The 13,959-nt window shown below is 68.0% G+C and carries 14 protein-coding genes; 8 read left to right on the top strand and 6 right to left on the bottom strand.

Annotated features, from left to right (window positions below):
- The first annotated feature begins 103 nt into the window (after nt 1–103).
- The 8 genes from ftsZ to EV580_RS17565 all read left to right on the top strand — a co-directional run bounded on the left by ftsZ (nt 104) and on the right by EV580_RS17565 (nt 6,785).
- Entirely contained in the window at nt 104–1,264 is a 1,161-nt protein-coding gene (ftsZ, locus tag EV580_RS17530) for a cell division protein FtsZ (protein ID WP_133692481.1), read from the top strand.
- Between the two features lie 30 nt (nt 1,265–1,294).
- Nucleotides 1,295–1,999 carry a peptidoglycan editing factor PgeF gene (gene pgeF, locus EV580_RS17535; protein WP_133692482.1) on the top strand — a complete coding sequence of 235 codons (705 nt, stop codon included), beginning with the start codon at nt 1,295–1,297 and terminating at the stop codon, nt 1,997–1,999.
- On the top strand, nt 1,996–2,742 hold the full coding sequence (locus tag EV580_RS17540; protein WP_133692483.1) for a YggS family pyridoxal phosphate-dependent enzyme: 747 nt from the start codon (nt 1,996–1,998) through the stop codon (nt 2,740–2,742). The genes pgeF and EV580_RS17540 overlap by 4 nt, the downstream gene beginning before the upstream one ends.
- 64 nt (nt 2,743–2,806) lie before the next feature.
- Entirely contained in the window at nt 2,807–3,478 is a 672-nt protein-coding gene (locus tag EV580_RS17545; RefSeq protein WP_133692484.1) for a cell division protein SepF, read from the top strand.
- Between the two features lie 120 nt (nt 3,479–3,598).
- On the top strand, nt 3,599–3,889 hold the full coding sequence (locus EV580_RS17550; RefSeq protein WP_005144500.1) for a YggT family protein: 291 nt from the start codon (nt 3,599–3,601) through the stop codon (nt 3,887–3,889).
- A gap of 203 nt (nt 3,890–4,092) precedes the next feature.
- Nucleotides 4,093–4,917 (top strand): DivIVA-like cell division protein Wag31, encoded by an 825-nt coding sequence (gene wag31, locus EV580_RS17555; RefSeq protein ID WP_133692485.1) that lies wholly within the window; start codon nt 4,093–4,095, stop codon nt 4,915–4,917.
- Nucleotides 4,918–4,945: 28 nt separating this feature from the next.
- Nucleotides 4,946–5,398 (top strand): DUF308 domain-containing protein, encoded by a 453-nt coding sequence (locus tag EV580_RS17560; RefSeq protein WP_133692486.1) that lies wholly within the window; start codon nt 4,946–4,948, stop codon nt 5,396–5,398.
- Nucleotides 5,399–5,432: 34 nt separating this feature from the next.
- Nucleotides 5,433–6,785, top strand: a complete 1,353-nt coding sequence (locus tag EV580_RS17565) for a TIGR01777 family oxidoreductase (RefSeq protein ID WP_133692487.1) — start codon at nt 5,433–5,435, stop codon at nt 6,783–6,785.
- On the opposite strand, the gene EV580_RS17570 is transcribed toward EV580_RS17565, so the two are convergent.
- From EV580_RS17570 to EV580_RS17595, 6 genes are all read right to left on the bottom strand, one after another.
- Nucleotides 6,782–8,608 carry a pyruvate kinase gene (locus EV580_RS17570; RefSeq protein ID WP_286171624.1) on the bottom strand — a complete coding sequence of 609 codons (1,827 nt, stop codon included), beginning with the start codon at nt 8,606–8,608 and terminating at the stop codon, nt 6,782–6,784. The two genes, EV580_RS17565 and EV580_RS17570, sit on opposite strands and share 4 nt — an antisense overlap.
- A gap of 74 nt (nt 8,609–8,682) precedes the next feature.
- Nucleotides 8,683–9,909, bottom strand: a complete 1,227-nt coding sequence (locus tag EV580_RS17575; protein ID WP_133692489.1) for a serine hydrolase domain-containing protein — start codon at nt 9,907–9,909, stop codon at nt 8,683–8,685.
- A gap of 6 nt (nt 9,910–9,915) precedes the next feature.
- Entirely contained in the window at nt 9,916–10,629 is a 714-nt protein-coding gene (locus EV580_RS17580) for a type 1 glutamine amidotransferase (RefSeq protein WP_133692490.1), read from the bottom strand.
- 26 nt (nt 10,630–10,655) lie between these two features.
- Nucleotides 10,656–11,405, bottom strand: coding sequence for an SDR family NAD(P)-dependent oxidoreductase (locus tag EV580_RS17585; RefSeq protein WP_133692491.1), 750 nt, complete (start codon nt 11,403–11,405; stop codon nt 10,656–10,658).
- Complete coding sequence (locus EV580_RS17590) at nt 11,402–12,604, bottom strand: MBL fold metallo-hydrolase (protein WP_133693112.1); 1,203 nt, start codon at nt 12,602–12,604, stop codon at nt 11,402–11,404. Before EV580_RS17590 ends, EV580_RS17585 begins: the two co-directional genes overlap by 4 nt.
- A gap of 48 nt (nt 12,605–12,652) precedes the next feature.
- Nucleotides 12,653–13,921: a sulfotransferase family protein gene (locus EV580_RS17595; protein ID WP_133692492.1), complete on the bottom strand. Its 1,269-nt coding sequence runs from the start codon at nt 13,919–13,921 to the stop codon at nt 12,653–12,655.
- Nucleotides 13,922–13,959 lie beyond the last annotated feature (38 nt).

Here is a 13,959-nt window from a genome sequence, read left to right on the forward strand (position 1 = left end):
GGTTGCGCGGCCCAACCTGACATAACTCTAAGCCTCTAGTAGAGGTTAAGGGTTTGCCACACAAGCCGCAAGACCCGATCCCCACCTGGGAGGAAGACAGACGATGACCCCCCCGCATAACTACCTCGCCGTCATCAAGGTCGTTGGCATCGGCGGCGGCGGCGTCAACGCCGTCAACCGAATGATCGAGCAGGGACTCAAGGGCGTGGAGTTCATCGCGATCAACACCGACGCCCAGGCGTTGTTGATGAGCGACGCCGATGTCAAGCTCGACGTCGGCCGTGACTCCACCCGAGGGCTGGGTGCCGGCGCCGACCCCGAGGTCGGCCGCAAGGCCGCCGAGGATGCCAAGGACGAGATCGAGGAGCTGCTGCGCGGCGCCGACATGGTGTTCGTCACCGCAGGTGAGGGCGGCGGCACCGGCACCGGTGGCGCACCCGTCGTCGCGACCATCGCCCGCAAGCTCGGCGCGCTGACCGTCGGTGTGGTGACCCGGCCGTTCTCCTTCGAGGGCAAGCGCCGCTCGAATCAGGCCGAGTCCGGCATCCAGGCGCTGCGCGAGAGCTGCGACACCCTGATCGTCATCCCCAACGACCGGCTGCTGCAGATGGGCGATGCCCAGGTCTCGTTGATGGACGCCTTCCGCAGCGCCGACGAGGTGCTGCTCAACGGCGTGCAGGGCATCACCGACCTGATCACCACGCCTGGCCTGATCAACGTCGACTTCGCCGACGTCAAGGGCGTCATGAGTGGAGCGGGCACCGCCCTGATGGGTATCGGCTCGGCTCGCGGTGACGGCCGTGCGCTCAAGGCTGCCGAGATCGCGATCAACTCGCCGCTCCTCGAGGCCTCGATGGAAGGCGCCCAGGGCGTTCTGCTGTCGGTGGCCGGCGGCAGCGACCTCGGGCTGTTCGAGATCAACGAGGCCGCCTCGCTGGTGCAGGACGCCGCGCACCAGGACGCCAACATCATCTTCGGCACGGTCATCGACGACTCGCTGGGCGACGAGGTCCGGGTCACGGTCATCGCCGCCGGGTTCGACTCGGCCAGCCCGAGCCGCAAGCCCGTCGTCGGTCCAGGGACCACCGGCGCCCAGCCCATCGCACCCGGTGCGGCGGGCAAGCTCAGCTCCTCGCTGTTCGATCCGATCGACGCCGCGAGCGTGCCGGTGCATACCAACGGTGCGACGGTGAGCATCGGTGGTGGCGACGACGGCGGAATCTCCGACGACGACGTCGACGTGCCGCCGTTCATGCGGCACTGACCCACCTTTCGCTGCAGGGATACTGGGTTTGTGACAGTCATCCGTCGCGTGACCACCACCCGCGCCGGTGGTGTCTCGGCGCCACCGTTCGACAAGTTCAATCTCGGTGACCACGTCGGCGACGACCCCAAAGCCGTTGCGGCCAACCGCAAACGGCTGGCCAGTACCATCGGGCTCGCCGACGACCACGTGATCTGGATGAACCAGACGCACAGCGATCACGTCGCGCTGGTCGACGAACCCCGCACCGAAGCACTCGACGACACCGACGCGCTGGTGACCACCACGCCCGGGTTGGCGCTGGCCGTGGTGACCGCCGACTGTGTGCCGGTGCTGATGGCCGACGCCAAGGCGGGTGTGGTGGCCGCGGTCCATGCGGGACGTGTCGGCGCCGCCGACGGCGTGGTGCTGCGCGCCCTGGAGGCCATGCTGGCCAACGGCGCGCACACACCGGACATCTCGGTGCTGCTGGGCCCGGCCGTCAGCGGCGCCAACTATGAGGTGCCCGCGCAGATGGCCGCCGACGTCGAAGCCCGACTGCCCGGCAGTCGGACCAAAACCGCCAACGGCACGCCGGCACTGGACCTGCGGGCCGGGATCGCCCGCCAATTGATCGATGCGGGTGTGACGGCCATCGATGCCGACCCACGCTGCACGGTGGCCGACAAGAATTTGTTCAGCCATCGGCGCGACGCTCCGACCGGTCGGCTGGCCTGTCTGGTGTGGATGGAATGACGGAAGCGGCGGGCAGGGAAGCCGATCTCGCGACCGCCCTGGCCGCGCTGCGAGAACGGCTCGCCGATGCCGCGCAGGCCGCCGGCCGCGATGTCGGCGACGTCGAACTGCTCCCCATCACCAAGTTCTTCCCGGCCACCGACGTCGCGATCCTGTGGCGGCTGGGTTGCCGGGCGTTCGGCGAATCCCGCGAACAGGAGGCATCGGCCAAGATCGCCGAGTTCGGCGAGCTCACCGGTGCCGACGGCGTGCGCTGGGACATGGTCGGCCAGATTCAGAGCAACAAGGCCAAAGCCATTGCGGCATGGGCGGATACGGTGCACTCGGTGAGCACGGCCAAGGTGGCCGCCGCGCTGGATCGCGGTGCCGCGCACGCCATGGAAGAAGGCAGCCGGACCGCGCCGGTGCGGGTGTTCGTTCAGATCAGCCTCGACGGCGACACCTCCCGCGGCGGCGTCGACATCGGTGATTCCGGTGCGGTCGACGCGCTGTGCGCGCAGGTCGCCGACGCCGGCGCGCTGCGGCTGGCCGGCCTGATGGCCATCCCGCCGCTGGGCGCCGACCCCGACGCCGCGTTCGCGGCGCTGGCCGCCGAGCACGAGCGGGTCGTGCGCAACCACCCCGACGCGACAGAGCTGTCGGCGGGGATGTCCGGTGACCTGGAGGCCGCGGTGCGACACGGTTCGACGTGTGTGCGTGTCGGAACCGCGCTTATGGGACAACGTCCTCTAACGTCTCCCTGAGTAGTCACTCCAGTCACATCTTCATCACAGACACCGAACTTCACGCATTCAGAAGGGTCCAGCGATGAGCACTCTCCACAAGGTCAAGGCCTACTTCGGCATGGCGCCTTCGGACGATTACGACGACGAGTACTACGACGACGATGACCGCGGCGCTCACCGCGGCTACTCCCGCCGTGAGCGCTTCGCCGATGACGAGTACGAGCGCCCCGGTCGCTACGACGACCCGCGGATGGCGCGTGAGTACGAGGATCTCCGGGACCCGCGCGAGGCCGACTACGCGCCGACCGGCGGCTTCCGCGCGCAGTACGGCGACGAGCCGCGGTTCCGCCCGCGCGAATTCGAGCACCCCGATATGGGGCGCCCGTCCCGCTTCGGCTCACTGCGTGGCTCGACCCGCGGCGCACTGGCGATGGACCCTCGCCGGATGGCCGAACTGTTCGAGGCCGGCAGCCCGCTGTCGAAGATCACCACGCTGCGGCCCAAGGACTACAGCGAGGCCCGCACCATCGGTGAGCGCTTCCGCGACGGCCAGCCGGTGATCATGGATCTCGTGTCGATGGACAACGCCGACGCCAAGCGGCTGGTGGACTTCGCCGCCGGCCTGGCCTTCGCCCTGCGCGGGTCGTTCGACAAGGTCGCCACCAAGGTGTTCCTGCTGTCGCCGGCCGACGTCGATGTCAGTGCCGAGGAGCGCAGGCGGATCGCCGAAGCGGGTTTCTACAGCTACCAGTAAGCGGCCTGACGGCTGGTCGTCGGAAGCACTGGAAGACTTGGGTAGGCTGACGGCGTCGCGCTGGGCAATCCAGCGATGTCGTCAATGTCACATCCGCTGTTGATTAAGGGCCGGCTTTAGTTGTCGCTGTTCTTCGAAATCCTTGGCTTCGCGCTGTTTGTCTTCTGGCTGCTGCTGATCGCCCGGGTCGTCGTCGAGTTCATCCGCTCGTTCAGCCGGGATTGGCACCCGCGCGGGCTCACCGTCGTGATCCTCGAGCTGATCATGACCGTCACCGACCCGCCGGTGAAGCTGCTACGTCGCCTTATCCCACAATTGACGATCGGCGCCGTCCGGTTCGATCTGTCGATCATGGTGCTGCTGCTGGTGGCGTTCATCGGGATGCAGCTGGCCTTCGGCGCTGCCGCCTGAGAGCGGCAAGCTACCCCATGATGCGGTGAATCGCGATTAGCCACGCCGTGGCGGTGGTACCGAATAATTGAAATTAGCTCTTAATTAGGCAACCGGCGGTTCTGGTGTGACAGGATGGACGCCAGTTACAGTACGGACCGAACGTTTGACGCGTTCTACTCTTTGCAGACCGGTTTGACCGCCCAGACCCGAGGGGGCAGATGATGCCGCTTACACCGGCCGACGTGCACAATGTGGCATTCAGCAAGCCGCCCATCGGCAAGCGAGGCTACAACGAGGACGAGGTCGACGCCTTCCTCGACTTGGTGGAGAACGAGCTGACTCGCCTCATCGAGGAGAACTCCGACCTGCGCCAGCGGGTCGCCGAGCTCGACCAGGAGCTGGGTGCCGCCCGCTCCGGTGGCGCCGTACCGCAGCCCACTCAGGCGATTCCGCTCTACAAGCCCGAGCCGGAGCCCGAGCCCACGCCGGCTCCCGCGCCCGCACCGCAAGCCGCCCCGGCGCCCGCGCCGAGCCCGGCCGCCAGCGAGGAACAGGCCATCAAGGCGGCTCGCGTGCTGGCCCTGGCCCAGGACACCGCCGACCGCTTGACCGGCACCGCGAAGGCTGAGGCCGACAAGCTGCTGGCTGATGCCCGCGCGAACGCCGATCAGATCGTCTCGGAGGCGCGGCACACCGCGGAGACCACGGTCGCCGACGCCAAGCAGCGTTCCGAGGCCATGCTCAGCGATGCGCAGACCCGCTCGGAGACCCAGCTGCGCCAGGCGCAGGAGAAGGCCGACGCCCTGCAGGCCGACGCCGAGCGCAAGCACACCGAGATCATGGGCACCATCAACCAGCAGCGCACTGTCCTCGAGGGACGGCTGGAGCAGCTGCGGACGTTCGAGCGCGAATACCGCACCAGGCTCAAGACGTACCTGGAGTCCCAGCTCGAAGAGCTCGGGCAGCGCGGGTCGGCCGCACCGGTCGATTCCGGTGCCAACAGCGACGGCGGCGGGTTCAACCAGTTCAACCGGGGCAACAACTAAAAGCCCTGCGTCGACTGGAGGTTGATCGATGCTGATCGTTGCCCTGGTACTGGCGGTGATTGGCCTCGCGGCCCTGGTCACTGCGGTCGTCACCAGCAATGAGCTCGTTGCGTGGGTGTGTATCGCCGCCAGCGTGATCGGCGTCATCCTGCTGATCGTCGACGCGATCCGAGAACGGCAGAACCGCCGCGGCGGTGAGGCCGAGGCTGTGCCGGCAGCGGTGGGCGCCGAGTCCATGGAGTCGTCGGCCACCGCCGAGACCACCGCCTATTCGGAGACCGACGAGACGGTCGACTCCACGTATTCGACGTTCGACGCCGACTATCCCGACGACGAGGCGGTCACCGAGGAGCCTGCCGACGAGGTGTCGGATGCCTCCGACGAGGCCGCTGATGAGCCCGACGAAGCGGCCTCGGAACCCGAAGGCGGGTCCGACGAGGAGTCGGCCGAGGAGAAGCCGGACGAGTCCGGCTCACGCTGATTCTTTTCGGTGCCCGCCGGGGTAAAGGAACACCATGGGCATCCACTACGAAAGCGTCGTCGATCATCCCATCGACGAGGTGTTCGCCTGGCACACCCGGCCCGGCGCCATGCGGCGGCTGATCCCGCCGTGGCAACCGATGCACGTGGTGACCGAGACCGAGTCGCTGGCCGATGGGCGCGCGGTCCTCGGCTTGCCGGGTGGGCTGCGCTGGATCGCCCGCCACGATCCGGCCGGTTTTGACCCGCCGCACCAGTTCGTCGACGTCTTGTCCTCCGACGGCCTGATGACGCTGCCACCTCGGATCATTGGGTGGTGGCGCCACATTCACCAATTCAGCGACGCCGGTGCGGGCAGCACGCGCGTGCACGACGAGGTCGACACGACGGTGCCGGGCGCGGCGCTGCGCGCGACCTTCGTCTACCGGCATCGCCAGCTGGCCGACGACCTCGCCGCGCATCGGGATGCCGCGCGGGCGGGTGCAGGCGATCTGTCCGTGGCCATCACCGGCTCGTCGGGCCTGGTCGGAACCGCGCTGACGGCACTGCTGACCACCGGTGGGCATCGGGTGATCCGACTGGTGCGCGGCGAGCCCGTTCGGCCCGACGAACGCCGTTGGGACCCAGATGATCCCGCTCCTGACCTGTTCGAGGGCATCGATGCCGTCATCCATCTGGCTGGTGCGACGATCGCCGGACGGTTCACCGACGCCCACCGCAGGGCGATCCGGGATTCGCGGATCGAGCCGACCCGTCGACTGGCCGAAGTGGCCGCCAAGACCACCGGATTGCGGGCGTTCGTCAGCGCATCGGCGATCGGCTTCTACGGCTACGACCGCGGCGATGCCGTGCTGTGCGAGGACAGTGCCCGCGGCGACGGTTTCCTGGCCGACGTGGTCGCCGACTGGGAGGCGGCCACGGAGCCTGCGGCCCGCGCCGGGGTCCGGACGGTGTGCGTGCGCACCGGCATCGTGCAGGCCGCCCGCGGGGGCACACTGCGGTTGATGCGGCCGCTGTTCTCCGCGGGTCTCGGCGGCCGGCTCGGCAGCGGTCAGCAGTGGTTGTCGTGGATCGGCATCGACGACCTGCTGGATATCTACTACCGGGCCGCCTACGACGACACGTTGGCCGGGCCCGTCAATGCCGTTGCGCCAAACCCGGTGCGTAACAACGCATATACCAAGGCGCTGGCGGCCACACTGCACCGTCCCGCGGTGGTGCCGGTCCCGTCGATCGGGCCGCGAATACTGCTGGGCAAGCAGGGTGCCCGTGAACTGGCCGAGGCCGATCAACGCGTGCTGCCCACCAAGCTGCAGACGCTGGGGCACCGATTCCGGCAGCCGGCGATCGAGGACGTGCTGGCCCATCAGCTGGGCCACGAGAGTTAGTCAGGGTAATCCGGGGAGCCCCGCCACGACCGGAGGCTGCGCAGCAGCGGGCTCTTCTTGTACTCATGGCCGGCCATCCTGCCCAGGATGTCGTCGAGGGTGATCACCGCGTCGGCGATGTACGGCCCCTTGTTGAGCATCACGCACTCGGCGCGTTCAGCCATTGCCGCATCACTGATTTCGGCGCGTGACGGCCTGCCGGTGGTGGCCAGTTGCTCGAGCACCTGGGTCGCCCAGATCACCGGCAGGTGGGCCGCCTCGCACAGCCACAAGGTCTCCTCCTGCAACTCGGCCATCCGCTCGTAGCCGGTCTCCACCGCCAGATCCCCGCGGGCGATCATCACCCCGACGCGGCGGCGGCGCATCGCGGTGAGCAGCAGCTGCGGCAGATGTTCGAAGGCCTGACGGGTTTCGATCTTCAGCACGACACCGAGATCGTGGTCGCCGAGGCAGTCCAGCTCGTCGAAGAGGCGGATGACGTCGGCGGGTTCCCGGACGAACGAGAACTGGACGACGTCGGCCAGCTCGACCACCATGGCCAGATCGGCCAGGTCCTTGTCGGTCAGCGCCGAGATGGGCAGGTTGGTATCGGGTACGTTGATTCCCTTGGCGGAGCGCAGCTTTGCCGTACCGTGCGGGGGATGGTCGATGCGGACGTCGATGGTGTCGGCGGCCACCTCGATCACCTCGCCGCCGATCTTGCCGTCGTCGAAGAAGATCCGCTCACCGACTTCGACGTTGTCGAAGACCTCAGGCAGCGTGCACCCGATCCGGGGTGACTGGTCGTCATCGACCGGGGCGGGGGAGCAGTCCCGGGTCACGCGGACGACGTCACCGGCGGACAGCCGGATGGCCTGTTCGACGGCGGGCAGTTCACCGATGTCGGTGGTGTCTTTCCCGCCGGCCTTCAACACGGTTCCGGTGCCCACGTAGGTCGTCTTCTCGGTGGTGACGACGAACCCCCCGGGAGCGGCCGCGGCGAGCAGCAGCCGTCGTTTGGATCCGCGGGTGTCGCGCAATATGAGCTCGTCACCTTCGGCGCGGCGGGCCAGCCACTCGGAGTCGACCGGCAGCGCGGTCAGGCCGGGCTCGGGTGGGCGGGCCGGACGTTTGGCCGAGGTCAGCCAGCCACGGGCGGCGGCCACCACTTGCCCGTGTGCGTTGCGGGTCGGACGCAACCGCGCCACCTGCGGGCCGGGCTCCAACGGACCCGTGCGCAACTTGGGGCCGCCGAGATCCATCGCCACCAGGCAGGTGCGCCCGGCCGCCGCGGCCGCCGATCGGACGTTGGCGGCCATGGCTTTCCATGCGGTGGCGTCGTCGTGTGCACAGTTGATCCGGGCGATCCGCATGCCGGCATCGACGAGCGTGCGCACCATCGCGGCGTCCCCGGCGGCTTCCGACGGCAGGGTGACCATGATCCGCGCCGCCCGGTCGTCGGCGGCCGGGCCGAGCAGCTCGACAGCGTTGCGTTCGAGCAGTCGGGTGCCCTCGGTGACCTCTACGCAGGCTTCCTCGGCCGGTGTCCAGCCCTGGCCGCGCATCGCCGCGATGGCGGCCGACACCAATTGCAGGGTCGCCTGCACGTGGGCTTCGCTGCGCCCCAGGGAGGACAGCCCGAAGCCGGTGAGCCGTTCCTGAAGATCGCGAAGGTCCGTCTGACGCAGCGCCCAGTAGTGCACCAAATTGATGGCACTGCAATAGTTTTCGGTGGCGACCGCAGCCGTCCATGGCCGCCACCTGGCCTCGGCGTCGGCGAGGCTGGACAGGAGAGCGTCGACGTCGCTCTGTAGCCGGTCCAGTTGTTGCGGCGTGGCGGACATGGCGGGCACGCTAGTCATCTCAAGTTGCGAGTAGGTGAACGGTTGGGTGCAGGTAAGGGCCGGCTGAATTGTCGCTACTTCGCCGGTGGCAGCGGCGGGGCGTCGTCGGGTGCCAGCTGCGCGCCGATCCTACGGAACAAGGTGTCGGCCTCGTTGGCATAGTCGCCCTGTGCTTCGAACGCGTCCTGGGCGTAGGTGACGGCCACGGCGATGGCGATCTTGCGGCTGGGCAGGTAGGCCTCGATGGCGGCGTAGCCGGAGAACAGCGGGTTCTGCAGGAGCCAGTTCCCGGAGATCACGATGCCCAATCCGTAGGTGTAGAAGTCGGTTTGGACCCCGCACGTGGTGCAGCCCGGCAGTGGCGTGGTCTTACCGCGCAACTGCGTCGAGATCATCTTCTGGTAGGAGTCACCCGACAGCAGGCGGCCCGAGCCGATCCCCTCGGCGGTCGCCGCCAGGTCGTAGATGTCGGTGGTCTGGATCGCGCCGTGGGTGATGGTCCACGACGGATTCCAGAATGTGGACTCCTCGTAGAACGGTGCGCCTGTCGGGATGTGTAGGGCCTGGCGGCGTTCCGAGCTGAACGCGTGCAGCGCCGGTTCCGGAATGTCAGGAGTGAACGAGTTGGTCGTATTCGTCAGGCCGAGGGGCCCGAGTACCTTCTCGTTCAACAGCTTCGGCATGTCCTGGCCGGTGGCCTTCTCCAGGGCCAGGCCCAGCAGCACGTAGTTGGTGTGGGCGTAGTTCCAGTTCGTGCCTGGTGTGTAGAGCAATGGCTTGTCCAGCGCGTAACCGAGCAGCTGGTCGGTTGTCCACTGCCGGAACGGATCTCGGTAGAGCTCTGCGTTCATCGGTTCGTTGCCGATCACGTAGTCGACGTAGCCGGACGTCATCTGCGCGAGCTGGCCCAGAGTCACCCGGTCGGCGTTCGGCACGTCGGGCAGCCATCGGGAGAGCGTGTCGTCGAGGCTGACCTTCTTCTCGTCGACGAGTCGCAGCAGCAGGGTGGCCACGTATGAAATCGCCACCGCGCCGTTGCGGAAGTGCATCGCGGTGGTGGCGGGCACCCCGGTCATCGACTCGCCGTCGGCGCGGGTCAGCACCTCCTTGCCGTCGACGGTGACCCGGACCAGCGCCGAGCGCAGGTGCGCCTTGGCCATCGTGTCGCGCACGATCGTGGCGATCGCGTCGGCCTGCGCGGACGTGGTGGGTGCGGTCGCGGGCGTGGTCGGCGACCCGCACCCGGTCAGCACCATCACCGCGGCCAGCGTGACCGCGACGACGGACCGGACCGCGCCCATGACGGGCTAGCCGGCGACCTTGTCGAGGAAGCCCCGAACCAGCAGGCGCAGCCGCCGGGCGGCGTCGTCGACGTGGGTGGTGGTGTCTGACCGCAGGTCGTCAGCACTCAGCCCGAGCTTGACGATGTCGCCACCGCCGCGGTTGCGATCGTCGTCGATCCACAGCTCGAGCAGCTTGTGGTCGAGTTCAGGGTGGAACTGCAGGCCCATCGCCCGGCCGAGGACGAAAGCCTGTGTGGCCCGGTCATTCTCGGCCACCACAGTGGCTCCCGGCGGGGCAGTGAATCGGTCGAAGTGCCACTGGAACCACGGCCCGTCGTCGGGCACCAGATCGGGGTCGGCACTGCGCACCCGATGCCAGCCGACCTCGGGATCAGTCGAGCGCGCCACCGAGCCGCCGAGCGCGGTGGCTACCAGCTGGCCGCCGAAGCACACCCCGAGCACACCGACGCCGTGCTCGACCGCACGCCGCACGACGTCGATCTCACCGGCCACCCACGGCAGTCGTTCGTCGTACACCGCCCACCGGGATCCCAGCGGCACGATCACGTCGTAGCGGGTCGGGTCGGGGAAGGTGACGTCGAGCACCGGGTCCGACGCTCGGTCGGCGGGAACCACCTCGAATGTGTCGACGTCGAAACCGAGTTCGGTGAACGTCTCGCCGAGTAGCGCCTCAGGCGCGATCGGATCGTTGTAGATGAACAGGACCTGGCGGGGCACCCGATCACGGTACGGCAGGAACGCCGCTATACGCAGTCCGAGGCGCCGTCGACCACCAGCACCGCGCCGTTGATATAGCTGCTCTGCGCGGTGCACAGGAACGCGATGGCGGGGGCGACCTCGCCCACGGTGCCCATCCGCCCGGCGGGAATGTGCGCGATCTCGGTCGCCACGATCTCCGGCACGGCATGCATCGGCGCGGTCATCGCGGTCTCGATGGTGCCCGGCGCGACGGCATTGATCCGGATTCCGTGCTTGGCCCACTTGACCGCCAGGTTGCGGGTGACATTGATGACACCGGATTTCGCCGCCCCGTAGCCGGGCACCATGGTGACCGCACGCAGCGCCGACATCGACGCCAGGTTCACCACGCTCGCGCCGCCGGTCGCGGACGACGCCTTGAGTGCGCGACGCAGCGCCACCGTGAGGCGGTAGGGCCCGGTGAGATTCAGCGCGACCGAGGCGGCGAACCCGTCGGGGGTGGACTCGTCGAGGCCGCCGGGGAAGTTGGCGCCGGCGTTGTTCACCAGGACGTCGAGCTCGGGGATGCTCTCGGCCAGGCTGTCAATGGATGCACTGTCGGTGAGCACAAGTTGGCGGTAGGTCATCCCGGACAGGTCGGTGTCGTAGTCGGCGGCAGCGGGTTTGGTGCCGGTGACGATGACGTCGGCTCCCGCGTCGCGGAACAGCACGGCGACGGCATGCCCGATCCCGCTGGTCGCCCCGGTGACCAGAGCCCGGGTACCGGTGAAGTCGAAACTCAGCTGGGCGGTCATGTGTACCTTTCGATCTGCTTGGTCAGCCACGCGGTTTCCCAGAAGTTGACGCTGCCCGCGAGCAGGTGTTCGTGGGCGTGTTTGAGGACCGCTCGCGCCCCGGCATGCTCGGGGATCGCCTGGGTGACGAGCTCGGCGAGGTGGATGGCCTCCAGCGGGCGATCGCCGTCCAGATGGGCGCGGGCACGGTCGGTCAGGGCGTCGGCACCGGCCAGCTCCACCAGGTCGGCGCTGACGGCGTCGGGTCCGACCGGGTACAGCTCCGTGGTCGAGCGGTGGTGAAACCAGCCGGAGTAGTTCTCCCAGATCGCGCGCACATCCCAGGCGAGCTTGCCGTAGCCCTGGCCGACCTCGAGATGCTCGGGCAGCGTGATCTCGCGCATCAATGTCAGAACGTCCTTGCCCGCGTTCATCCCTGCGACGGTTTCGTCGTGCAGGTACTGGACGGCGTCGCGCAGCCTGGTCAGCTCGGCGTCGATCAGGTCGGCCCCGCGGATGGGGTCGAAGTGTCCGGTGAGCAGGGTCTCGGGCTGCAGGGCGCGGACCCGTTCGATGGTGTCGATGACCGCCAGTGCATCCCGGTAGCGGTCGCCGCGAATGGTGACCAGGTTCGGAATGTGTCCGACTATCGGCCCGAAGGTGTTGCTGCACAGGCATACTCGCTCGTCGGGCAGCCAGATCACCATGGAGTCGGTGGTTTCCCCGCCCGGGGTGGCGATCAGCTCGAAGCGGCGGTCGCCGACGGTCAGCTCGAGGCGTTCGTCGACGACGATGTCGGCGGTGGCGGCGCTCTGGGCGGGGAGCTTCTTGCCGAACCGGTCCTGGATGTGCTTGATGCCGTCGGCGAGGCGACCCGAGAAGGCGAAGGCGCTGCGGTTGGCGCGGTAGGGCAGTAGCCGCTCGTTGTCGTCGCGCCATTGCTCCCAATTGGCTTGCGCCACAACCTTGGTGTCCGGGTCGCGCAGAGTGTCCAGACCGCCGACATGGTCGTAATGGCCCTGGGTGATCAGGATGTAGCGCACCGGCGACGAGTCGACGGCGTCGAAGACGGCGCGGTGCACCGGGCCTTCGAATCCCATGCCGGTGTTGACGACGACGCGGCCCTCGGAGGTGGTGAGCAGGTAGGCGTTGGTCAGGCCCGGTGAGCACCAGATCCCCGGCGCGACTTCCTCGGCGTGTTCGGCCGAGGCCGGTGCCATGGCGTCGGCGCCGGGGCGGCTGCGGTAGATGGGTTGCACGGTTGACCTCTAGATCTCGGGGCGGACGTCGAAACGGTCGAAGTAGAAGGCGAACCGGGAGCGCAACTCGTCCGGATCGACACCGAAGTGTTTCCTGATGTCGTAGGGGATGCGGCCCTTGGCGCCGCGACGATTGCTGTCGATATAGGCCTGGAATCGCCTGGCCACCTTGGGCGGAATGTCTACGCCCGCTTGCTCGTAGAACGAGGTGAGCACCGGCATCTCGTTGCCGTTCAGATGATGGAAGCCGATGTCGACACTGCGTTCGGCGGGCACGAGCTCCCGGTCCCGCACACACGCGCTCAGTAACCGGTGGATCCGGTCGCTCCAGTAGTCGACCAGCCAGTCCGGGTCGATGCTGCTGCGGCGCAACCGATCCGAGTACGCCATCATCGTGATCGCGGATTGGATCACGGCGACGGGGTCGCGGTGGGTGAACGCGACGGTGGCGTCGGGGAATGTCGTCATCAGCGGGCCGAGCTGTTCGGCGTGCTGCGGCGACTTCAGCACCCAGGTCCGCGGGCCCCGCAGGAACGTCAGCGCCTGCAGCACCGTCTTCAGGTAGCCGTAGTGGCGGGTCTGGTCCAGCCCGAGGTAGTAGTCGCGCCAGCCGGGTACGCGGGCATGCCATTCGAGGACGTAGCCGGCCATGTCGAGGTCCAGCAGTTCGACCTCTTCTTCGATGGCCTCGGGGAAGCGGTCGTGCATCGCGGCCACGTACGGCGTGCTGGCCATCAGCGCCTCGTGCTCGGCTTTGACGCGGGCATAGCGGGGATCCACCCCGAAGACGTCTGGCCCCTGCCCGAGCGCCGGGATCGGATCCTCGCTCTCCCAGTACGGCAGGGCGCGCCGGCGTGGGTCCTCGGCGATCAGGTTCACCAGATGGGTGGTCCCTGAGCGGGGCATGCCGACCACGATCAGCGGCCGCTCGATCGGGATCGAGGCGATCTCGGGGTAGCGCTTGAGCAGGTCGACGAGGGACAGCCGGTTGCGGACCTTGCGAACCACTCTGGCGCGCAAGGAGCTTCGAATCAGCTGGCGCAGCCCGGTGTCGGCTTCGATGGCCGCCACGTGGGCCGCCAGCCGGTCGGCGAATCCGTCGTCGTCGGCCAGGTCGTCGGCGCCGGCCTCTTCCACGGCTTCGGCGAGCATGGCGTCGAGGTCGAAGGTGACCTCGCGGGACTCGGTGTAGTCGAGGATCTGCCGCTGGGTGTCGGTCAGCACCGGGTCGGTCAGGTCGTCGAGGTTCAGCGTCTCCATTGATGACTGCGTCGTCATGACTTGTTCCTGTCGAATATTCGACGTACCGTTCGGCA

This window comes from Mycobacterium sp. BK086, from assembly GCA_004362315.1.
Taxonomy (GTDB): domain Bacteria; phylum Actinomycetota; class Actinomycetes; order Mycobacteriales; family Mycobacteriaceae; genus Mycobacterium.